Source organism: Bacillus sp. N1(2025) (genome assembly GCF_053470005.1).
This window is the reverse complement of record NZ_JBLTJB010000003.1, coordinates 409,353-431,883: the sequence shown is the minus strand read 5'-3', so window position 1 is coordinate 431,883 and position 22,531 is coordinate 409,353. Positions and strand designations below refer to the sequence as shown.

The following is a 22,531-nucleotide window of genomic DNA, read 5'->3' as shown; positions in this document are numbered from 1 at the left end:
AACTCCTGTGATTTTTAAAACTTTTACCTTGCTTCAATAATTCAGTTTTTATAAGCAATCGACTCCAATATCAATAACTTTTCTTCCACTTTGTAAAGTCTCTCCTTTTAAATTAAGTCTAGGTATTCTGATGGCTTACTGTTCTCTATAGCTGTAACAATCGGCGCTCTGTTTTCATTTGTTTCAAGTTTGCACCACAGTTGCTCCCCATTCTCCACATACCTACCGTTAAATCTCGATATATCAGCGTAAGCTTCCGGACAATATGAAGAAGATAGCTTAATTAAACCGGTGTCAAAACACTCTGTAACCATCATTTGATGAAAACCGTTAGATGAGAATTTTTCCAGGTTCTCAAGCATAATCCTTATGTCATTTTTTAAATTTTCCGATGATTTTCTGTATGTAACTTTCTTGCAAACCCCATCACGCATTATGTAAGGCAACCCAATAACCACTGAATCATATGGCTGCGGGCTAATAATTTCTGCTGTATAACCATTTGTGCTAAGTATTGCATTATGTTTTAGGCTGTAATAAACCGGCTTGTCTTCATTGATCCGCTTAAAGCCATTAGCTAATGCTGCTAAATCAATTCTTACGCTTCTTCTAGCCGACATTTAATCCTCCACTTATTTTATTTTTATCCTAAAAATATGTAATGAGAAGGAGTGAACGAATCGCTCACCCCTTCAAATGGATATGTAATGCTTACGCACCACGTCCAAAACCTGCTACATGGAATGTTTCTTCCCCTGATGCGCTGTGAATTGTAGTTTGTTGACCTGCAACGAAACCAACAGCCAATGAAGCTACGATTGTAAGACCGATAAATACTTTTTTCATATTATGTTCACCTCCTTTCAAGTGATGCGAAATTGATTTTGCATTTAAAGGGCAAGTAAATCCAAAATCTGCTCGTCCTCACCCATTTCCCTTAATTTATCCAAAGGTAAGCGTACGCTGTATAGATCGCCGGACAGCTTAAAGTGTTTTATAGACTCATAAAAGAATCTCTTATCTTCATAAACTAGTCCTTTTAGATAAAAATGAATACCAAAGTCATTATGAATATTCGGTTGCTGCTCTAAGTTCTCCAATATTTCTTTAGCCTGTTGCAAGTTGTTTTTCTTGATGTGATAGTGTGCAATTTCTTGGATATCTGTAACTTCATTTGAATCAGGGTTTAACCAAAAGTTCTCTTGATTCCAATGGTTTTCCAAGAAACAAAGGCTTCTAGTTAGCTGTAATTTCGCCAAGGGGTTATTCTCAGTATGTTTTAAACCGGCCAGGTAATATTCCTTTGCTTTTTCATAATCATCAAGCAAATAAGTATTCCCCAAAGTTAGATAGCTATAAGCGACAAGCCTATCAATATTCGTCACATTAATGCCATATGAGCAATAAAAACGGGCTTGAGTCATATTATTCTGACTGAATGCCGAAGCGCCCAACAAAGCCATCAGACGGTTATAAAAGGAGCTTTTAATCTGTTCATTGTTTTCAATAAAATCAAGATCAACAACTGTCGACATTTCTGCAAGATTTGAGTATTCAGCCATTCTAAGGTAGTAATACAACGGGATTATGTAAGTGAATACACGCATTTCTTGAGACTTGGGATCAAGCTTCCCAATTGCTTTAAGCGCCTGATGTGCGTTTATTTCGCCTCTGTCTTGCTTACGTTTGATGTGATACATTGCTGCCCATTCACGTTCAACCGAACAGCTACTGTTGATTAATTGATCAATTAATGCGTCAGTTTGTTCATACTGTTCATTAATATCTGACATTTCAAGACGTACCTTTGCATCTACTTCTGGTTTCTTAGCTTCTCTCTCTTTTGCTATCATCCGAATAACCCCCTGTGGTGTGTCACTAATTCAGAGCAACAGACAGTGGCGATGTCACCACTAACCCGAATCTGAATATAGGATCTCTTTTAGTTCACACAGAACATATGATCTCATTATAATTCATCCTCCAGTTTTATGGAACAAGTTATGTATTGCGATTATGTATTGCGGTGTTGCTGTTATGTAATATGAATCTATTAGACTTACTGACCGTTGAACCAACGCATAAATCCGTTCGTTGGAATTTTAATACGTCGACCGATCTTTACTGTGTGGAACTTTCCGCTTTTACAAAGTGCGTATGCCTGGTCACGTCCAATACCCAGCCAGTTCTGCACGTCTTCAACGTCAAGTGCCGGTTTATTCATGATGTCCTCGTACATCTGGTTCCCCCTTTCTGTTACTTATTTATCCTCCCCAGTCGTTCGGGATTAATTAAAGTATACTTGCATTCATTTAATTAGTCAATAATAAATTATTAATTATTTAATCGCATTTGTATTTGTTTTTAATCTTATCTAATTATGCTATTATTAATTGTATTGTTAATGATCTTGGAGGGTATAAAAAATGACCGAGAATGAACGGATTGGAAAATTAATTAGAAACTACAGATTAAAAGAGAAAATGTCCTCAGCAGACTTTGCTCTATTTGTAGGAGTTAGTCAAGGGACTGTATCCAACATTGAAAACGGAAAGTTTGGACAAAGAAAAAACAGTTTACAAACAGTGAAATCAATAATTGAGATGTGCGGTATTGATTTGCCTCCCGACATCGCTGAATTTTTAAATATTGAGCCGTCGAATGTAGATGACGAAGAAAATGAGAGAATCTTAGTTGCGAGCAGAGATATGTGGGATGTAACTAAATCTACTTCAGTTGCCATTCAACTCAGAACTTTTGTTAATGCTGGATCTCGTTCAGATGAGGAATTGGATTCTCTTGAAAGATCTTATCTCTATGAAACCGACGTCGTCGTTAACACTTTAATGGAGTTCATAGACGACAATAAAAAAGAAATCAGAAAAAAGATTTTGGAAAACTTGAGAGAAAAAAGCTTAAAATTTCTTGAGCAATACAAAGATATTAAGGAGGACGATTAATGGCATCAATACACCCTTACAAAACAAGTAAAGGGAAACAAAAATATTTTGTGGCTTACGATGTATATGATGAGAACGGTGAACGTCATCAAAAAAAGAAAAGAGGATTCGATAAGAAGAAAGATGCTAAAGAATTCATTGCCGAAGTCGAATCTGCTATTAACAAAGGGATGTATATTCAAACCCCTAAAATAACTGTTAAGGACTATTTAGAGAGATGGTTAGAAGTTAAATCAATCAATATTGGATCTCAGACTGTAACACTTTATAAAAACAGCTTAAAGAATTACATTTATCCCTATATAGGAGACATTTTACTGGCCAATCTTAAAACAGAACACATCAATAATTTTATTCATGCTCTCTATACAAAAGATAGAGGTAAAGGGAAAATTGGCTATGCCTACAAAACCATAAAAAGAAGTCATGAAATTGTTAGTGCAGCACTTGATTATGGAGTAGATAATAAGCTGATCAAAACCAATGTAGCCAAAAAAGCAATACTCCCTAAAGAACCCAAACGAAAGAGAATTGATGTTTGGGACTTAGAACAAGCTAATCAATTCCTAGAAACATCTAAAGAGGATGAACATAACAGATATCACTTGGCTTATGCTATTGCTATTATCTGTGGAATGCGCCAGGGTGAAATACTGGGGCTTACCTGGAAAGATGTCGACCTAGAAGACAATCTTCTTTATGTTGAACAAACATTGTCCCATGATGGTAAAGAAATTCTCGATGATACTAAGACTAAGAAAAGTAGGCGGACAATTGAATTCAGTGAATCATTGGCAGATCAATTTAGACAACAAAAAAAGATCATTGAGAGCGAAAAAGAAAAGTTCGGGGACGATTACCAAGATCAAGACTTAGTAATATGCACAGAGCTTGGTAATCCAATCAACGCAAGAAACGTTCTTAGAAAGCAAGCTAAGCTAATGAAGAAGGCTGGGGTTCCCAAGATAACCTTCCATGATTTAAGACATGTACACGCCTCCCTAATGCTTTATTTCGGACATGATATTAAAGAGATATCTGAAAGACTTGGACATTCAAAATCGAGCTTTACTTATGACACCTATGTACACATTATGTCTAAAACTAAGAAGAAGCTTATTGATAACCTGCAGCGTTCAATAAAACTGTGACCTCCTATGACGGGGGTTATTTTTTTTGTTTTCTTTTCTTAAAATAAGATACCGTGTTGCCACTTTAAAACTCAGATACAAATGTTGCCGTTTTGTTGCCAATAGAGATTAGAGCAAATAAAAAACCACTCTTGAAAGTATCAAGAATGGCTTTAGATCAAGCTTTATTAGTATGGAGCCAAGGGGGCTCGAACCCCTGACCTCTACGCTGCCAGCGTAGCGCTCTCCCAGCTGAGCTATGGCCCCGTGCTGTAACGTCATGTTTTATTATAGACGAGTCTTCTTTGAATTTCAAGCAGAAAATTCAGTTTGCTCATATTTTCCTGAGACGTTTTTCGAACATAAAAAGAAGACCCTCCGGGGGCCTCTTCGTTTATCGCACGAGCATGATTAAAATGATGCCGAGGATGACACGGTAAATGGCGAACGGGACAAGCTTAATCCGATTGATGAGCCGAAGAAAAAACTTGACGACTAAGAGGGCGACGACAAAGGCGCAGATAAAGCCGACAAGAAAAAACGGAATCATGTCATAAGAAAGACTGCTCCAGTATTTCACCAGCTTCAGAAGGCTTGCGCCCGCCATAATCGGAATAGCCATAATAAATGTGAAGTCTGCGGCTGCCCGGTGATTCAAGCCGACAATGACACCTCCGGCAATCGTTGAGCCTGAGCGGGAAAATCCGGGCCATAAGGCGAGACACTGGAATAATCCGACACAGAAAGCCTGTTTGTAGGTGATTCTGTCCACCGTATCGATCGTTTCTTTCCTTTTATTGATCCAGTCCGCTATAAGCATAAGCACGGCTCCGGCAATTAATCCGTAAGCGACCGTTCTGACAGAGAATAAATAGCGGTCAATGAAATCCTCAAATAAAAAGCCGAGCACCGCCGCCGGAACAAGACCGACGGCGATTTGCGCGATGGTCAGCCTGTATCCCTTCTGCTGATCGCGCGTGACGTTTTTTTTGAGGCCGAGTAAATGTAATATCCGATCCTTAAACACAATGGCCACCGCCAGAATCGAACCGAGCTGAATCACCACTTTGAAGGAATTGGCGGCTTCCGGATTCATCAGGCTTCCGGATTTCAGCCAGATGTCATCCGCTATGATCATATGTCCCGTGGAAGAAACCGGCGCGTACTCCGTCAGCCCTTCCACGATTCCCAAAACGGCTGCTGTGAACATCTCCCATAGTGTCATCCCATTCTTCCCTTCATTCATCATTTACAAAAGAGAAGCTCTCCTCTGAAGGAAAGCCTGTCTTATAATAAATATCATGTCCGTTCCGATTTTATGACTTCGATACAGCATCATTTTTTTCTTCTTCATATAAATGCGAACGCATTTTGAACCAATCAAACAGATGGGTCGTGACCACTTTGATGACCGCATACCCCGGGATGGCTAAAATAATGCCGACAACCCCGAACAGCTTTCCGGCGGTTAAAAGAACAAAGATGATGGTAATCGGGTGAATGTGAAGATTTTTCCCCATGATCTGCGGCGAAATTAATTTTCCTTCCACGAGCTGGACAACGGTCCATACAATCGCAAGCTTCAGCAACATCAGAGGCGAAGTGACCAACGCGATAATAATCGCCGGCGTGATGGCAATGGTCGGCCCTAAATACGGAACAACGCTCGTACAAGCGGCAATGACCGCAAGCAGTGACGCATAATCAAGTCCGATAATCAGATAGCCGATAAATAATAAAAATCCGATGCAGAAGCTGACGATGACCTGTCCTCTGATATAGGAGCTTAATCTGTGGTTCATTTCACTAAGCATCGTATACGTTTGTTCTTTCAGACGGGTGGGCACAAACTTTAAGATATAGATTGGCAGTTTTTTGCCGTCTTTCAGCAAATAGAACAGAATAAACGGCACGGTCACAATTGAAATAATCACTTCCGTCAGCGCGCCGATAAAATTCCCGACTCCGGTAAATGTGCTGTTTGCAATTGTTGCAGCCTGCGCCGATACTTTATTAGCAAGATCGGAAATGTTGATATTCATCGTCTTTTGCGCCTGATTTACAAAATCGCTTCCGATCATGCTTTTCGTCTGATCTTCAACAATATCCACATATTTCGGCAGATTGTCGATCAGACTCATGATCTGTTCCTTTAAAAACGGAATAATCGAAACGATCGTAATCGAAATCAGCCCTATAATAATGAGGTAAAGGAGCAGGATGGAATAGACTCTTTTCACTCTTATTTTTTCCAATATATCTACGATCGGATTAAGCAGATAATAAACAATTCCTGTCAAAATGACGGGGAGCGCAATCGTTTTGAGCAGGACGATAATAGGTGTGAAAATAAATGATGTCTTCATAAAGACAAGGATATTGAGACCGATGAGCAGCAATACAAGCAAAAACAAGACAAATTTATTGTCTAAGAAAAACTGTTTAAATCTGCCGCCCCATGTTTGCAATGTTTCCACTATTGTTCCTCCATCATATGTATTTTACTTAAATTGTACACTATCGTTCCTGTAATGAAAAATAATAACCGGTCTCTATGGGAATTTTTCCTATCCCTTTAGCTGCCAGCCTTTTTCCCATTTATGTTTCTTAGAAAAAAAGCTATAATGTAAGCCAATACATAGAAGGAGCGATAGCAATGATTCGATTTGCAACAGTCGGAACGAATTGGATTACAGAACGATTTCTGGAGGCGGCTTCTGCTATTGATGATTTTCAATTAACGGCGGTTTATTCCAGAACTGAGGAACGTGCGGCGGAATTCGCCGGCAAACACGGCGCTGCTCATTATTTCACCAGCCTGAAAGAAATGGCGGAAAGCAAAGCCTATGACGCGGTGTATCTCGCCAGCCCGAATGCATTTCACAAAGAGCAGGCGGTCCTTTTTATGGAACACGGCAAGCACGTACTGTGCGAAAAACCGTTTGCGTCTAACGCAAGGGAAACGGATGAAATGATTCACGCAGCCAAAACGAACGGCGTTCTCTTGATGGAAGCCATGAAAACAACGTTCCTGCCGAACTTCAGCATGCTTCAAAACCACTTACATAAAATCGGACCCGTCAGGAGATTCACGGCAAGCTACTGCCAATATTCATCACGATATGATGCATATAAAAACGGTACGGTGCTAAACGCGTTTAAGCCTGAATTATCGAACGGTTCGTTAATGGACATCGGCGTGTACTGCATTTATCCGGCCGTCGTCCTGTTCGGCAAACCGAAAAACGTCATTGCGACCGGTCATAAACTAGCATCCGGCGTTGACGGCGAAGGCACGGTCATTCTGTCATACGACGGATTTGAAGCGGTGCTGATGCATTCGAAAATCTCAAATTCGTTTGCCCCGGCGGAAATTCAGGGTGAGGACGGCACGATCGTGCTGGACAGCATTCACGGGCCGGAACGGGCGGAAATCCGTTATCGTGACGGACGGACGGAAGACATTTCAGTCCCTGATCTGAAACCGTCGATGTACTACGAAACGGCTGAATTCATCAATCTTCTTCGAAACGGACAGCGGGAGTCTTCCGAAAATACATTTGAACGTTCTTTCATTACGGCGAGCATTATGGAAGAAGCGAGAAAACAAATCGGAATTGTCTTTCCCGCCGATCAAAACTAAAAACATCCGCCCGGATTCGGGCGGATGTTTTTTATTTGGACGCTAACAGATCAGCAAACGCTTTTGCATACTGCGGAAGGTCGGGCGGGCGGCGGCTTGATACAATGTGGCCGTCAGTTACGACAGCTTCATCCAGCCACTGTGCCCCTGCATTTGTCATGTCGTCTTTGATGCCGGGCGTGCTCGTTACTTTTTTTCCTGCGAGAATTCCGGCAGATATGAGCACCCAGCCCGCATGGCAGATCTGGCCGATCGGCTTTTTCTGCTCGTTCATCGTACGGATGATCTCCAAAACTTCGGGATATCTTCGCAGTTTGTCAGGAGCCCAGCCGCCAGGCACGAGCACGGCATCATACTCCTGAATAATCAGGCTCTTAAAATCGTAATCCGCCGTCGCGGGCACGCCGTATTTTCCTTTGTATGAACGGCCCGCTTCTTCTCCTATTAAATGAACGATCGCGCCTTCCTCTCTCAGCCGGTAGACGGGATACCAAAGCTCTAGGTCTTCAAAATCGTCACTGACAAGCGCTATGACTTTTTTGCCTTCTAATCTCATCACTGCCACTCCCTTCTTTTATATTAGTGTATCGCTTTTTTCAGATGAGGAAAAGAAACAGCTCGCTACAGCTGTTCTTCGTCTTCAGACTGAATCGTAAATTTCCGTGTGACCTGCTGCAGTTCTTCAGCCATATGCGCAAGCGTTTCGGCGGATGAACTGATTTCTTCCATGGAGGCCAGCTGCTCTTCAGCTGAGGCGGCGATGTCTTGAATGCCGGCGGACCCTTCTTTGGCGACTGAGGTAATGTCCTCCACCGCGTTTGTCACATTTTGCGACCCGGCTGCAAGCTTCTCAAGCGTTCCGTTCATATGCTGCAAGGCGCCTGAAATCTGAGTCGTCATTTCTGAGATTTTTTTGAAGCTTTCGGCCGTTTGATCCGTAATATCGAGGCCTTCCTTCACATCTTGATTCACCGCTTGGAATACGGAAAGCGATGTGGCGATTTCTTTGACGATTTCCTGAATCAGCGTTTCGATTTCCTTCGCGGAGCCGGCTGATTGTACGGCAAGCTTTCTCACTTCTTCCGCAACGACGGAGAAGCCCCGCCCGTATTCGCCTGCTCTGGCCGCTTCAATGGCAGCGTTTAAGGCAAGCAGATTTGTTTGATCGGCAATGCCGTTAATGACGTTGAGAATGCTCTTAATGTCGTGCGACTTCGTTTCCAGCCCTTTTACGACCGCTTCTGCCTGCTGTACGGAACGATCAATTGTTTTCATCTGGCCTACCGTTTTCGCCACTAATTCTTCTCCGCTTCCGGCCGTTTCAGAGGTTTGGATGGCGGATTCAGTGATTTCCGCCGATACATTCGCCGTCTCGGCAATGCCCGCATTCATTTGGGAAAGGTGATCAGCACTTTCTTCCAATTTCTCGCTTTGTGATTCGTTTCCGTTTGAGAATTGTTCAATCGCCAGTGTAATATGCTCTGTCGCCTTGCTTGTCTGTCCGGCGGATGCCGTCAGCTCTTCGGATGAAGAAGCGACATGTTCGACGGATGATTGAATGACGCCGATGACAGACCGGAGTGATGCCGACATCTCATTGAAGCTTTGGCTGAGCTGCCCGAATTCATTTTTTGACTTGATGTCAATGACTTCCGTTAAATCGCCGTCACTGATTTTAGCTGATGTCGAAACAAGTTTTTTGAGCGGTTTTGCAATCGAGCGAATGATAAAAAAGATTAAAACCCCGCCGACGATAAGAGAAACCGCCAGGATGATCAGCGCCATTTTCATGACAGGCGAGGCTGCGTCATGGATCTCACTGACAAAAAATGTGCCGGCGATTTTCCAGCCCGTCAGTTTGTTTGTCGTGAAGGCCATTTTCTTCTGCTGTCCTTCAAACATGTATTCAAACGATCCGCTTGATTTGGAAAACACTTCTTTCGTCCACTCTCCGGAGCCTTCCGTTCCCGCTTTTATAGTCGGATGGGCGATGTATTTTTTATCTCCCGTTGTAATGAAGGCAAATCCTTTATGACCGATCTGGACGCGTTCGGAAGCGTTCAGCAGGTCGCCCAGATTAATATCAAGCGCCACAACGCCTGATCCGTCTTTTGTCTGCTGGGCAATCGTAACGACCGTCTGTCCGGTTGCAGCGTCTTTATAAGGCTCGGTAAACACCGGCTGTCCGCTTTTTTCAACCGCTTTTGTATACCACTCGCGCGTGAGCGGATTATAATCGGACGGCATATCAGCGGACGGATATTTCACGAACGCTTTGTCGCGAGACGCGGCGTAAATTGACGCGACATCGTCATTTACGGTGACATACTGCTTCATATTGTCGAGCAGTATCGATTTATTTTTTGTGTTCAGTTTTTCCTTAGTGATTGATTCGCTGTAGTAGTCAATCGCTTTGAGCTTGCCTTCGAGCATGTTTTCCAGCACGCTGTTCAGTTCGCTGACATTTCCCTGGGCGCTGTGGGTCAGTTCGCTTTCTAATGTACTCCCCGCCGTTTGGTAGCTGAAGTAGGCGAGTATGCCGACCGGAAGCACCAATACGGCTAAAAATGCCGCGATCAGCGGTTTGCTGATGGATGGCTGTTTGATCCAATGTATCAGTTGTTTCATTTTTTCAGTCTCCTTCTTTGAAAAGCTAAATCTAATATCGTCAGATAGGACAAAAGATTTATTAAAAAAACTAAAAAAAACACCCAAACAGCACATTTGGGTGTTCTATGACCTATTAATCTATTTTAAATCGTTTCGTCATATCACGTAATTCTTCCGCCATTTGGGATAACGTTTCCGAAGACGAACTGATTTCTTCCATTGAAGCCAGCTGTTCTTCGGCGGAGGCCGCAATATCCTGAATGCTGGCGGAGCTTTCTTTTGCGATGGACGCGATTTGCTCAGAAGCTCCTGAAATCTGCTGAGATCCTGCTGTCAGCTGTTCTACCGTCGCATTCATATTTTGAATTTCTCCGGCGATCTGGTTCGTCATTTCAGAAATCCGTTTGAAGCTCGTTTCGGTCTGATTCGTAATATCCAGTCCGCTCTCCACCTCTTTGTTGACGGATTGGAACATGCCGAGAGATGTATTGATTTCGTTGACGATTTCTATAATTAAGCTTTCGATTTCTTTCGCTGAATCGGCAGACTGGACCGCAAGTTTTCTGACCTCTTCGGCGACGACTGAGAAGCCCCGGCCGTATTCACCCGCACGCGCGGCTTCAATTGCCGCGTTCAGCGCAAGAAGGTTTGTCTGATCAGCGATTCCGTTAATGACACGGAGAATGTTTGTAATGTCTTTTGATTTTGTTTCAAGTCCGCGCACCACTTGTTCAGCTTCTTTCACTGACCGGTCAATGACGTTCATTTGGCCGACCGTCTGGTGGACGAGCTTTCCGCCTGAATTGGCGACTTCCGCTGATGTGGCGGAGGATTCGGTAATGACGGCAGATGCTTTCGCCATATCTTTAAGCCCGCTGTTCATTTGGTAAATATGTTCCGCCGCGCTTTCAATATTTTCACTTTGGCTTTCATTTCCGTTAGAAAATTGTTCGATCGCCAGTGTGATATGTTCGGTTGCCTTGCTTGTCTGCTCCGCTGAAGCCGTCAGCTCCTCTGAGGAAGATGCGACGTTATTCACGGAATCCTGGATGGCATGGATGAGAGACCTGAGCGAAGCGGCCATATTGTTAAAGCTTTTGCCAAGCTCGCCTAATTCATCTTTTGACTGGATCTCGATCGTTTCTGTTAAATCGCCTTCACTGATCTGTTTCGATGATGTCACAAGCTGCTTGAGCGGTTTTGTGATTGAACGGATAATCAGCACCATGACAATGGTTCCGATCACAATCGCTAATACGAGAACGAGCAGGGACAGATGAAGGATCGGCAGGGCCGCTTCATGAATTTCGTCCAGATACATCGTTCCGGTAATCTTCCAGCCTGTCAGCTTGTTCGTATCATAAACCATTTTCTTTTCCTGGCCGTCGTATTTGTATTGAAAATCACCTTTTTTGCTGGTGAACAGCCGTTCGGCCCACTCCCCGTTTAATACTGTGCCTGATGTGCGGTTCGGGTGGGCGACCACTTTTTTGTCTTTCGTCAGGATAAAAGCGTAGCCGGATTTTCCGATGTTCACTTTCTTTGTCGTTTTCAGAAGCTCATCGATTTTCATATTGATGGCGACGACTCCTGAGCCGTCTTTCGTCTGCTGAACGACCGTCACGACCATCGTATTGGTGGAAGCCGTGCGGTAAGGATCTGTTACAACAACTTTCCCCTTATTTTCCACGGCCTTTTTATACCAGTCTCTTTCAATCGGATTATATCCTTTAGGCATCTGCAGATCCGGATACCGTGTGAAATGTCCTTCCGTGTCACTCGTAAAAATGGATTCCACGTCTTTATTGATCTTCATGTACTCTGTGAATTTATCGGTAATTTGCGATTGGTTTTTCGGCTTGTACCGATCCTTTGTGAGCCAATCGCTGAAATATGCCGTTCCGTCTTCCTTTTGGCTGATGCTTGTGTTGATCATATCGTTAATCTGCTGCACATTATCTAATGCGCTTCCCATCATCTGCCTGTCAAGCGTGCTTACCGCCGATTGATAGGCGATAAAAGCCAGCGTTGAAATAGGAAGAATGAGAATGGCCAAAAAAGAAATGAGCAGTTTTCTTGTAAGCGATCTCTGCTTGATGATTTGCACAATTTTTTTCATCTGCTATATCTCCTCTTGCGTGTTTACCCTTCATATCGGCAATTATGGGTAATTATACACATCCAAAAAGAAGAAATATAACGAAACATACTTTTTACCTATTGTTAAATTAGTCTTTTAGACTCAATTAAGAGTTTATCTTAAAACGCTTTGTCAGTTCGCGTAATTCTTCCGCCATTTTTTCCAGCGTGACGGCGGAGGAACTGATCTCCTCCATGGACGCAAGCTGCTCTTCAGCTGAAGCCGCGATGTCCTGAATGCCGGCCGCGCTTTGTCTGGAGACGGCCGCGATATCCTCTGAAGCGTTTGATACTTCCTGAGACCCGGCAGAAAGCTGTTCCACGGTTGCATTCATATTTTGCAGTTCACCGGCAATCTGATTTGTTTTAACGGAAATGTCCCGGAAGCTTTTTTCCGTTTCGTCCGTTAACTGAAGTCCGCTTTTCACCTCGTGATTGACGGATTCCAGCATTCCGAGCGAAGTATGAATTTCTTTGACGATTTCATGAATTAAGGATTCGATTTCTTTCGCTGAATCGGCGGATTGGACGGCAAGCTTTCTCACTTCTTCGGCAACGACTGAAAAACCGCGTCCGTATTCTCCCGCTCTTGCCGCTTCAATGGCTGCATTTAAAGCAAGGAGATTCGTTTGATCGGCAATGCCGTTAATGACGCGCAAAATGCTGTTGATGTCCTGCGATTTGAGTTCAAGCCCTTGTACGACTTGCTCCGCTTTGCTTACGGATTGGTCAATGGCGCCCATCTGGCCGGCTGTTTTCTTGACAAGCCGCTCACCGGCGCCGGATATCTCCGCCGATTCAATTGAAGTTTCCGTCACCACGGCTGCCGCTTCCGCCAGATCGCTGAGCCCGTCTTTCATCTCATTCACTTGGGCGGTCGCTTTATCAATACTCTCACTTTGGTCTTCCGTTCCATTAGAAAACTGTTCAATCGCAAGGGTGATATGTTCCGTTGCTTTGCTCGTCTGCTCAGCCGAAGCCGTCAGCTCCTCTGAGGAAGAAGCGACATGTTCAACAGAGTCCTGAATTCCTTGAATAAGCGAACGGAGTGAATCTGTCATATGATTAAAACTTTTCCCGAGCACGCCGAGCTCATCTTGAGAGCTGACATCAATGGTTTCCGTCAGATCTCCGCTGCTGATTTTTTCTGCTGAAGCTACGAGATGTTTTAACGGTTTGGTAATTGAGCGGATGACAAAATAAATGAAAATCATCCCTGCGGCAATGGCTATCGCCAATATGATAACGGCCAGAGTCAGAACCGGTCTTGCCGCATCTTTGATTTCATCCACAGACATGGTTCCGCTGATCTTCCAGCCCGTCGCTTCATTGGTCACGTACGCCATTTTTTTCGCTTTCCCGTTCAGCGTATATTCATAGACGCCTTTTTGCCCGCTGTATAATGTATCAACCCATTTTCCCGATACCGCCGAGCCGGCTTTTTCATCACTGTAGGCAACGGCTTTTTTATTTTTGCTGAGGATAAAGGCGTATCCTTCTTTTCCGATGTTCACTTCTTTTGTCATCGTGATGAGATCGTCGATTTTTATATCAATGGCGACGACGCCTGATCCGTCTTTCGCCGCGCGGGCCATGGTGACGACCATCTTTTTGTTTGAGATGGACTCATAAGGGTCCGTGATGATGGTTTGGCCTTTATTCTCCATGGCTTCCTGATACCAGCTTCTTTCAAGCGGATTGAAATCGGCCGGCATATCGGCATGCGGATAACGGGTAAACGTTCCTTCCTTGCTGCTTGAAAATACGGCGGACGCTTTATCATTGCTTTCAATAAACTGTTTGAACCTTTCTTGCATTTCCGTTTGGTTTTTTTCTTTAAATTTAGCGCTTGTCGCCCATTCGCTGAAATATGCTGAGCTTTTTGTAAACATTCCGATCCGGTCATCAATCATATTGTTTAAGATTTGCACATTTCCTTCGGCGCTTTCCATCATTTGCTTTTCAACGGATGAAGCCGCCGAACGGTAGGCGCCGGCAGCCAATACTGCTACCGGAATAATTAAGATCAGTAAAAATGAAATGATAAGTTTTTTGGCTATTGATTTTCTGGCGATTTTTTTTGCTGTTTTTTTCAATTTTGTAAACCTCTTTCAATCATTTACTGTTTATATCGGCCGACTCCCTTTTTATTACATTGAAAATGAAGTCATAAATGAAAAATAGTTCTATGTACTCCCTTTGTATGCAAGACTTTTTATTTAATTATCCGGCTGTCACTATAAAAAAGGACGCCTTCCATCCGGAAAGCGTCCTTTTTTACTAGTTGATTTTAAATTGTTTCGTTAATTCCCGCAGTTCTTCGGCCATTTGCGCCAAAGTATCGGCTGATGTGCTGATTTCTTCCATTGATGCAAGCTGTTCTTCTGCGGATGCGGCAATATCCTGAATGCTTGCTGCGCTTTCCCTAGATACGTCCGCAATATCCGTCACCGCGGCTGAAACGTGCTGGGAGCTGTCCGACAGCTGTTCAACCGTGCCGTTCATCGATTGAAGCTTCTCGGCGATATCGTTTGTCATGCCGAAGATATTCTGGAAGCTTTCTTTCGTACGGTCCGTTACGGCAAGTCCTGATTGAACTTCTTCATTAACCGATGTGAACATGTGAAGCGATGTATTAATCTCAGCCGTGATTTCCTGAATGAGTTTTTCAATCTCTTTGGCAGAACCGGCGGATTGGACGGCCAGCTTGCGCACTTCTTCGGCTACCACTGAGAAGCCCCGCCCGTATTCACCGGCTCTTGCCGCTTCAATGGCTGCATTTAACGCAAGCAGGTTTGTCTGATCGGCAATACCGTTGATGACTCTTAAAATATGAGTGATGTCTTTTGATTTGGCCTCAAGGCCTTTTACAACCGCTTCCGCCTGCTGGACCGATTGATTGATGAGATTCATCTGCCCGACTGTTTGCTGCACATATTCTTCCCCGGTGCCGGCAGCTTCCTTCGATTGTTTAGATGCTTCCGTAATGGATGATGATGTGCGGGAAACGGCGGCGAGTCCGTCATTTATATGATTCAGCTTGGCTGAGCTTGAATCGACTTTTTCGCTTTGCTCTTCGTTTCCATTTGAAAACTGCTCAATCGCCATTGTAATATGTTCCGTCGCTTTGCTTGTCTGCGAAGCTGAAGCGGTCAGCTCTTCCGATGACGCGGCCACGTTGTCGACAGAGTTTTGGATCGCGCTGATCAGTCCGCGCAGAGATTCTCCCATTTCATTAAAGCTCGCGCCGAGTTCGCCCAATTCATCTTTCGAGCGGATATCAATGGTTTCGGTCAAGTCTCCGCCGCTGATTTGTTTAGAAGAGCGGACAAGCCGTTTCAGCGGTGACGTAATGGATCTGACAATCAACAGAATTAAAATTCCCCCGATGATAATGGATGCTGCAAGGACGATCATCCCCATCGTCAGCACCGGTTGTGAGGCGTCTTTAATTTCGTTGAGCTCCATGCTCCCCTCTATTTTCCATCCGGTCAGTTTATTTGTCGTAAACGCCATTTTTTTATTTTGATCATCGAGCTTGTATGAAATAATGCCGCTGTCTTTGCTGTATACCTCATTCAGCCACGGGGTTGAAACTTTATCGCCCGGTTTGTGGTCTTTATGCGCGACATAGGTTTTATTTTTGGACGTGATAAACACGAAGCCTTTTTGCCCGATTTTGATTCCCTGCATCTGCTTCAGCAGCTGGTCAATCGTAATATCCATGGCCACTACACCTGTTCCGTCCTGCATCTGCTTTGCCACGGTGACGACCATGCTGCCGTCGCTTGCCGCAGTGTAAGGGTCGGTGACAACGAGCGTGCCGCCGGCCTTCACAGCGTCTTTATACCAAGTGCGTGTTCTCGGATCGTAATCGGCCGGAGTATTCTCCTTCGGCGCCTGTGCGTAGCTGCCGTCTTCCGTTCCTCCGTAAATACGGGCTACGTCTTTATGAATAGACGTGTATTGCCCGAACTTTTCTTCAAGAGCAGACATGTTTTTCTTTGAGAAGGATGATCCTTTTAACGTTTCACTGAAAAATTCAATCGCCTTTGCTTTTGCGCCGATATCATTTGTAATCGTTGTGTTAAAAGATTCGATGTTATTTTTCGCGTTGCCTGAAATCTGATCATCCAGCGAATTGCTCGCCGTATGGTATGAACTGAATTCTAACACGAGAATCGGTATGATTAAAATCACGATAAATGAAATGATTAATTTACGTGAAATCGATGCCTTTGTGCACCAATTAATGAATTTTTTCATATTAAGCTGCTCCCTCAAGTGTGATACCTTATATATCGGCTCAGTCTTCACATTTTGTTAACATTTCCTCCTTTTTTATGACTTGATTTTCATTGCCCAAGCTTCCTGCATATCTTATAAAAAAAGAGAAAGGGGCGCGCAGATGATTATCATATCCGGCCAAGTGCTTCGGCCTCAGGACATCGCGAACTGGCAGACGGAAGAAAGCCTTGTTCCGTATATAAATGAACTGCTCAATTCTCCCGTACAATTCGATTACGGGTCGATTGCTGAACTGATGTTCGAGGTGCGGCTGCGCCGCCATATTGTGGAAGCCGCAAGAGAACTGCACGGATCAGGTGTGAAATTTGCAACTTTCACCAAAACATACGGAAATACGGCTTATTGGAGAGTGACGCCGGAAGGAGCCTTGGAGCTGAAGTACAGAATCCCCGCTTCAAAAGCGATTCGGGACATTATTGAAAATGGGGCGTTTTACGCATTTGAATGCGCTACCGCCATTGTTGTAATTTATTATCTGGCCGTCTTAAAGACAATGGGTGAAGAACGGTTTAACCGGCGTTTCCGGGATATCACTTTGTATGACTGGCACTATGAGCATCTGCCGATCTACACGGAAACCGGCAGCCACTTTTTACGGGGAGATTGTTTATATTTTAAAAATCCTGATTTTAATCCTGCAAAGGCTCAGTGGCGGGGAGAGAATGTCATTGTGATGGGGAATGATCAATATTTCGCCCACGGTCTCGGGATTCTGACGGCTGAACAAATCATCCAGAGATTGAATTCTTTAAGAAAAAAAAATGCCGTGCAGCCGGCTTATCTGCTTAACCAGGCAACAAGGCTTGATGCACCCGCGCTTTATCAGATCATGCATTAAAACAATCCCATCGTCTGTCATTTTGACGATGGGATGCGGAATGCTTTTCTTTTCCGGTAAAAAGCCGTCGTGCCGAGCGCTTGGTTTGCAGCCCATTCAAACTTCTCTAAATCATGACGGGTGACGGCTCTGTCCCGTCGGCTCCATTTAATGGCGCGGACAAAGTAATACCCTTTAATCGGCGCCATGGTGACTTTGGAATGCGGAAAATCTTCAAAGACAAACTCAATAGTCCCTCTTTTTTTGTAGGACATTTGAAGAATCTTCATCATCCATCACCTCACGATTTATGGATTATGATTCGCACAATCCGTCCAAAACGGTTTTCACGTCTGTCGGCCCTTCAAGTTTCGCGGCGGACTGGCCGGCCCATAAAGACATATACTCCGCGTCTCCTGATTGAGCCGCGTGCCCGCGCATCGGCTTTGTCAGCGTATTATGCAGCGGATAAGGCAGCGTATTTCCCTCGTCAGCCTCATATGTTTTCATGAACTGATTCACGATTCCCCGCGCCTGTTTTCCCGAAAACAGGGTGGTCAGCCGCGTGTCGGCTCCTTTTGATTCGGCAATGGCTTTTTGATATACCGGTGAGGCGCTGCTTTCTTCACAAAGAAGAAACGGTGTTCCTACTTGAACGCCGTCCGCACCCAAACATCGGGCCGCCTGCACGCCGCGGCGGTCAAAAATGCCGCCTGCCGCAATGACCGGGATATTCAGCGCGTCTTTAGCCTGCGGAATCAGCGCCATAAGGCCGAGAGCCGGTTCTCCTTTAACCGGCAGAAACGACCCGCGATGCCCGCCGGCTTCTATTCCCTGAAGGATAACGGCGTCCATCCCCCGTTCTTCAAAAACCTTCGCTTCCTCCGGCGTTGTCGCCGTGCCGAAAAGGAAACATCCGCTTTTCTTCAGCTTTTCCGCCGTTTCTTCCGGCGGCAAGCCGAAGGTGAATGAACACGCTTTGACTCCGCAACGGATCAGAAGCTCCGCTTTTTCCTCGAAATCATTCCATTCTTCTTTCAGATCAGAGAACGGCTTGGCGTCTTTTGCCCTCGGGATGCGGGCTTTCCATTTTTCAACCAGTTCCGCCTCAGGCATCTGCCTTTCTTCCGGGACGAAAAGATTTACTTGAAAGGGGCGGTCCGTCAGCTCTTTCATCTCGATAAGCTGTTTTTCAAGCGCTTGCGGGCTGACGTATCCTGAAGCGAGGCTTCCGAGCGCCCCTTCATTTGATACCGCCGAAGCCAGACGCGGCGTGACCAGCCCGCCGGCCATCGGCGCCTGAATGACGGGCTTTGTTAATGATAATGCACTCATCCACTCACTCATTTGTGTTTTCCTCCGTTTCAGCCTGTATTTTGATATAACAGGTTCTGTTTCGCGGACCGTCAAATTCGCAAAAATAAACGCCCTGCCATGTTCCGAGTATCAGGCGCCCGTCTTCTATGATGACATGCTGGGAGGCGCCGGTTGTACTCGCTTTCATATGTGCCGCCGTATTTCCCTCCATATGCCGGTCCAGTTCGTGCTCCCACGGATACATTTCATCAAACCTTCTGAGCATATCCCTCTTCACATCCGGATCGGCATTTTCATTTATGGTAATGCCGGCGGTTGTATGGGGACAGTATATGAGCGCCAAACCGTTTTTCACGCCTGTTTTGCGGAGAAACGCTTCAGCTTCATGTGTGATGTCGATCATTTCATCCCGTCTGTTTGTTTGAATCTGCAATTTTTTCAGCATATGAATGCCTCCTTTCTTTTTCTCTTCCTTTCCCATATTCGTTTCTGTATTTGTCTTTTCCTGTCGGATCGCGATGATAAACGCAGATCACAAAAAACTTCAGCCTCGGGACTGAAGTTTTTCACCATATATATACGCGGGCCTCATAAGGCTTTAAAAGAAAGGATGTCACATGGCGGTGCGCTTCTGTCTCCGCGTTTGCAAGCACGAGAGAATCGGAGTCAAGCGGATAACCGGGATGTCTGTATAAAGCGGGGGTTCGGGTCAGATTTGTGATGATCAGGGCGGTTTTTGTTCCGTTTTTTCTTAGATAGGCATAAATCTGCCGGTCATTCGGAAGCAGCAATTCATATGTGCCGCTGATCAATACGCCGTTTTCTTTTCTGAGGGCGAGCAGCCGTTTGTAGAAATGGTATACGGATGTTTCATCCTGCATTTGTGATGCAGCGTTCAGCCATGTGTGGTTCGGATTCACTCCGAGCCACGGAGAAGCATCAGAAAACCCGCCGTTCGCCTCACCGCTCCATTGCATCGGTGTCCGTGAATTATCCCGGCCCTTCTTCCAGATGATCTTCATCACTTTTTCATGCGGAACGCCGCGGGACGTCTCTTTTTCATACAGATATTTCATTGCGGCGTCATCATAATCTTCAATGGATGGGAACGAAACATTGGTCATTCCGAGCTCCTGTCCCTGGTAAATAAACGGCGTGCCTTTCATCAGCATATACATCGCGGCGAGTGCCTTGGCGCTTTCTGTCAAAAACCGTTCGTCACCCCATACCGAGACGGAACGGGGCTGATCGTGGTTCTCCATAAACAACGCGTTCCAGCCCTTTCCTTCAAGACTGTTCTGCCAGCCGGACAAGACGCGCTTAAGCGCAGGAATGGAGATGCTTTGATCACCTTCCGTATCCCAGAGGCCGAGATGTTCAAATTGAAAAATCATTTGGAAGATGCCGTTTTCTTCACCGGCCCAATCAGCCGCCTCCCAAGCCGCCACTCCGTTCGCCTCGCCGACCGTCATGATCGGATAGCGCGAAAATGTTTCCCGTTTCAGCTCTTTCAAGAGATCCATTATGCCTTCCCCATTCATATGATACGGGAAAGACGGGACGTATGGGAGACCGTCCGGATTCGGCATGTCAGGGAGCCCTTCTTTTTTCTTAATGTGAGAAATGGCATCCACCCGGAAGCCGTCTATGCCTTTATCAAGCCACCAGCGGACCATCTCATAAACGGACTGCCTCATCGCTTCGTTTTCCCAATTTAAATCAGGCTGTTTTTTGTCAAACAGGTGCAGGTAATACTGGCCCGTCTCTTGATCATATTCCCACGCCGATCCGCCGAAAATGCTTTCCCAATTGTTCGGCTCTTTGCCGTTTTTTCCGTCTCTCCAGATGTACCAGTCCCGTTTTTCGGAATCTTTCGCTGAGCGTGATTCGATAAACCAAGGGTGCTCATCGCTTGTATGGTTGATGACGAGGTCTATAATCAGCTTCATGCCGAGCGCATGGACATCCGCAAGGAGCCGGTCAAAATCCTCCATCGTCCCGAATTCGCCGGCAATTTGTTTATAATTCCGAATATCGTAGCCGTTGTCCGCGCCCGGCGAGTCAAAAACGGGACAAAGCCAGATCACATCCGCCCCCAACTCTTTTATGTAATGAAGCTTTGCTCTGATGCCGTTAATGTCGCCGATTCCGTCCCCGTTCGAATCCATAAAACTTCGGGGATAAATTTGATAGACGGCCGCCGTTTTCCACCAATCCGTTTTCATACCGACACTCCTTTCTTTACATCATATGAAGGAGCGGGACGAAGAAGCATTTTTCCCATAAAAAAAAGCCTCATTGCAAAAGCAGGAGGCTCAGAAATCAGTTTTTTTAATTTCAACGAAGCGGATATGATGGTCTTCCGCTTCCAGCACCTTAAATTCACACCCTTCGGCATGAAACACATCACCATTTTTCAGCTCCATTTTTTGTGTTAAGAGCCAGCCGGCAATCGTGTCAATGTCTTCATTTTCGATGGCGATATCAAGAAGATCATTCACCTCTTCTATGAGCGCCTTGCCGTCCATCACATAATGGTGTTCGTCTTTTTTGACGATGTGGGGCATTTCATCCTGGTCATATTCATCACGGATTTCCCCGACGATTTCCTCCAATATGTCTTCGACGGTCACGAGTCCCGCCGTGCCGCCGTATTCGTCAACGAGAATCGCCATATGAATCCGCTCCTTCTGCATGCGGATCAAAAGCTCCTGAACGGGGATGCTTTCAATGACTCTGATGACCGGACGCATAATTTCTTTTAATTCAATGGAGCGGCCGAGAAAATACGCTTTAAATAAATCCTTATTGTTAATAATGCCGAGAATGTGATCTTTATCTTCCTTAATAACCGGATATCGCGTATACCGTTCGTTGATGATCAAATGTATGGCTTCGTCAACTGACTGTTCAAGCGAGATGGCGGCGATTTCGGTGCGCGGCACCATGATTTCTCTGGCGACCCGGTTATCGAATTCAAATATCTTATTGACGTAACGGAATTCAGATTGATTGATTTGACCTTTTTTATAGCTTTCGGACAAAATCAGCCGCAATTCTTCTTCACTGACCACGACCTCATGTTCTTTCACCGAATGAAAACCGAACAGCTTGACCAAAAATCCGGCTGAGCCGTTTAACAGCTTAATAAACGGATACATCACTTTATAAAACAGAATGAGCGGTTTCGCCGTCCACAGACTGACGGCTTCGGCTTTTTGAATGGATATCGTTTTCGGCGCAAGCTCTCCGATGACGACGTGCAGATACGTGACGGCGATAAACGCCGCAATAAACGTGACGACGTGCGTAATAGATGACGGCATTCCGATCAGGCTGAAAACAGGATGAAGAAGCCGCTGAATCGTCGGTTCACCGAGCCAGCCGAGTCCGAGCGCCGTAATCGTAATGCCGAGCTGGCACGCTGATAAATATTCATCGAGATTTGAAATCACCCTGTGCGCCGCGAGCGCCCGGCTGTCTCCGGTTTCAACCAGCTCCGCAATTTTTGAACCGCGGATTTTGACAATCGCAAATTCCGCAGCGACAAAGATGGCCGTTAATCCGATTAACAGCATAATGAGAATCAGTTTTAATATAAGCAAAA

General features: G+C 45.0%; 20 protein-coding genes and 1 tRNA gene. 4 read left to right on the top strand and 17 right to left on the bottom strand.

Annotation, left to right across the window (positions count from 1 at the left end; all coding sequences use genetic code 11):
* Positions 1-107 precede the first annotated feature (107 nt).
* The 4 genes from ACNFN4_RS09955 to ACNFN4_RS09940 all read right to left on the bottom strand — a co-directional run bounded on the left by ACNFN4_RS09955 (position 108) and on the right by ACNFN4_RS09940 (position 2,239).
* A complete protein-coding gene (locus ACNFN4_RS09955; RefSeq protein WP_266056020.1) occupies positions 108-620 on the bottom strand; it encodes a hypothetical protein in 513 nt (170 codons plus the stop codon).
* A 91-nt stretch (positions 621-711) separates the two neighbouring features.
* Positions 712-846: a lysogeny pheromone AimP family peptide gene (locus tag ACNFN4_RS09950; protein WP_021495004.1), complete on the bottom strand. Its 135-nt coding sequence runs from the start codon at positions 844-846 to the stop codon at positions 712-714.
* Positions 847-890: 44 nt separating this feature from the next.
* The gene (locus tag ACNFN4_RS09945) at positions 891-1,853 is read right to left on the bottom strand and encodes an AimR family lysis-lysogeny pheromone receptor (RefSeq protein ID WP_327997466.1); all 963 of its coding nucleotides are present in this window, start codon (positions 1,851-1,853) and stop codon (positions 891-893) included.
* A gap of 206 nt (positions 1,854-2,059) precedes the next feature.
* Positions 2,060-2,239, bottom strand: a complete 180-nt coding sequence (locus ACNFN4_RS09940; protein WP_014470886.1) for a helix-turn-helix domain-containing protein — start codon at positions 2,237-2,239, stop codon at positions 2,060-2,062.
* 187 nt (positions 2,240-2,426) lie between these two features.
* Between ACNFN4_RS09940 and ACNFN4_RS09935 the strand changes: the two genes are divergently transcribed.
* Entirely contained in the window at positions 2,427-2,960 is a 534-nt protein-coding gene (locus ACNFN4_RS09935) for a helix-turn-helix transcriptional regulator (RefSeq protein ID WP_327997468.1), read from the top strand.
* Entirely contained in the window at positions 2,960-4,111 is a 1,152-nt protein-coding gene (locus tag ACNFN4_RS09930) for a site-specific integrase (protein ID WP_327997470.1), read from the top strand. The genes ACNFN4_RS09935 and ACNFN4_RS09930 overlap by 1 nt, the downstream gene beginning before the upstream one ends.
* Before the next feature lie 173 nt (positions 4,112-4,284).
* On the opposite strand, the gene ACNFN4_RS09925 is transcribed toward ACNFN4_RS09930, so the two are convergent.
* The 3 genes from ACNFN4_RS09925 to ACNFN4_RS09915 form a co-directional block, all read right to left on the bottom strand.
* Positions 4,285-4,357 (bottom strand) — tRNA-Ala (locus ACNFN4_RS09925).
* Between the two features lie 127 nt (positions 4,358-4,484).
* Entirely contained in the window at positions 4,485-5,315 is an 831-nt protein-coding gene (locus tag ACNFN4_RS09920) for an undecaprenyl-diphosphate phosphatase (RefSeq protein ID WP_007613337.1), read from the bottom strand.
* 91 nt (positions 5,316-5,406) lie between these two features.
* Positions 5,407-6,567: an AI-2E family transporter gene (locus ACNFN4_RS09915; protein ID WP_014418728.1), complete on the bottom strand. Its 1,161-nt coding sequence runs from the start codon at positions 6,565-6,567 to the stop codon at positions 5,407-5,409.
* Positions 6,568-6,746: 179 nt separating this feature from the next.
* Here ACNFN4_RS09915 and ACNFN4_RS09910 point away from each other — a divergent pair, with 179 nt between their 5' ends.
* Positions 6,747-7,733, top strand: coding sequence for a Gfo/Idh/MocA family protein (locus ACNFN4_RS09910; RefSeq protein WP_015240454.1), 987 nt, complete (start codon positions 6,747-6,749; stop codon positions 7,731-7,733).
* Positions 7,734-7,764: 31 nt separating this feature from the next.
* On the opposite strand, the gene ACNFN4_RS09905 is transcribed toward ACNFN4_RS09910, so the two are convergent.
* From ACNFN4_RS09905 to tlpB (ACNFN4_RS09885), 5 genes are all read right to left on the bottom strand, one after another.
* Positions 7,765-8,289, bottom strand: a complete 525-nt coding sequence (locus tag ACNFN4_RS09905; RefSeq protein WP_014418730.1) for a type 1 glutamine amidotransferase domain-containing protein — start codon at positions 8,287-8,289, stop codon at positions 7,765-7,767.
* 65 nt (positions 8,290-8,354) lie between these two features.
* On the bottom strand, positions 8,355-10,361 hold the full coding sequence (gene tlpB / locus ACNFN4_RS09900; RefSeq protein WP_025650347.1) for a methyl-accepting chemotaxis protein TlpB: 2,007 nt from the start codon (positions 10,359-10,361) through the stop codon (positions 8,355-8,357).
* 115 nt (positions 10,362-10,476) lie between these two features.
* Positions 10,477-12,462, bottom strand: coding sequence for a methyl-accepting chemotaxis protein TlpB (tlpB, locus tag ACNFN4_RS09895; RefSeq protein WP_014418732.1), 1,986 nt, complete (start codon positions 12,460-12,462; stop codon positions 10,477-10,479).
* A gap of 127 nt (positions 12,463-12,589) precedes the next feature.
* The gene (gene tlpB, locus ACNFN4_RS09890) at positions 12,590-14,578 is read right to left on the bottom strand and encodes a methyl-accepting chemotaxis protein TlpB (RefSeq protein WP_014418733.1); all 1,989 of its coding nucleotides are present in this window, start codon (positions 14,576-14,578) and stop codon (positions 12,590-12,592) included.
* A gap of 184 nt (positions 14,579-14,762) precedes the next feature.
* Positions 14,763-16,748 (bottom strand): methyl-accepting chemotaxis protein TlpB, encoded by a 1,986-nt coding sequence (gene tlpB / locus ACNFN4_RS09885; RefSeq protein WP_025650348.1) that lies wholly within the window; start codon positions 16,746-16,748, stop codon positions 14,763-14,765.
* Positions 16,749-16,890: 142 nt separating this feature from the next.
* Between tlpB (ACNFN4_RS09885) and ACNFN4_RS09880 the strand changes: the two genes are divergently transcribed.
* Entirely contained in the window at positions 16,891-17,628 is a 738-nt protein-coding gene (locus ACNFN4_RS09880) for a protein-glutamine gamma-glutamyltransferase (protein ID WP_191389154.1), read from the top strand.
* 17 nt (positions 17,629-17,645) lie between these two features.
* Here the strand turns inward: ACNFN4_RS09880 and ACNFN4_RS09875 are convergent, their stop codons facing one another.
* The 5 genes from ACNFN4_RS09875 to ACNFN4_RS09855 form a co-directional block, all read right to left on the bottom strand.
* On the bottom strand, positions 17,646-17,897 hold the full coding sequence (locus ACNFN4_RS09875; protein ID WP_014418736.1) for a hypothetical protein: 252 nt from the start codon (positions 17,895-17,897) through the stop codon (positions 17,646-17,648).
* A 25-nt stretch (positions 17,898-17,922) separates the two neighbouring features.
* A complete protein-coding gene (locus ACNFN4_RS09870) occupies positions 17,923-18,954 on the bottom strand; it encodes a nitronate monooxygenase (protein ID WP_129093763.1) in 1,032 nt (343 codons plus the stop codon).
* Positions 18,947-19,369, bottom strand: coding sequence for a secondary thiamine-phosphate synthase enzyme YjbQ (locus ACNFN4_RS09865; RefSeq protein WP_017419405.1), 423 nt, complete (start codon positions 19,367-19,369; stop codon positions 18,947-18,949). The genes ACNFN4_RS09870 and ACNFN4_RS09865 overlap by 8 nt, the downstream gene beginning before the upstream one ends.
* A 121-nt stretch (positions 19,370-19,490) precedes the next feature.
* The gene (locus ACNFN4_RS09860; protein ID WP_448200143.1) at positions 19,491-21,149 is read right to left on the bottom strand and encodes a glycoside hydrolase family 13 protein; all 1,659 of its coding nucleotides are present in this window, start codon (positions 21,147-21,149) and stop codon (positions 19,491-19,493) included.
* Between the two features lie 90 nt (positions 21,150-21,239).
* Entirely contained in the window at positions 21,240-22,529 is a 1,290-nt protein-coding gene (locus tag ACNFN4_RS09855; protein ID WP_064115936.1) for a hemolysin family protein, read from the bottom strand.
* Between the last annotated feature and the right edge of the window lie 2 nt (positions 22,530-22,531).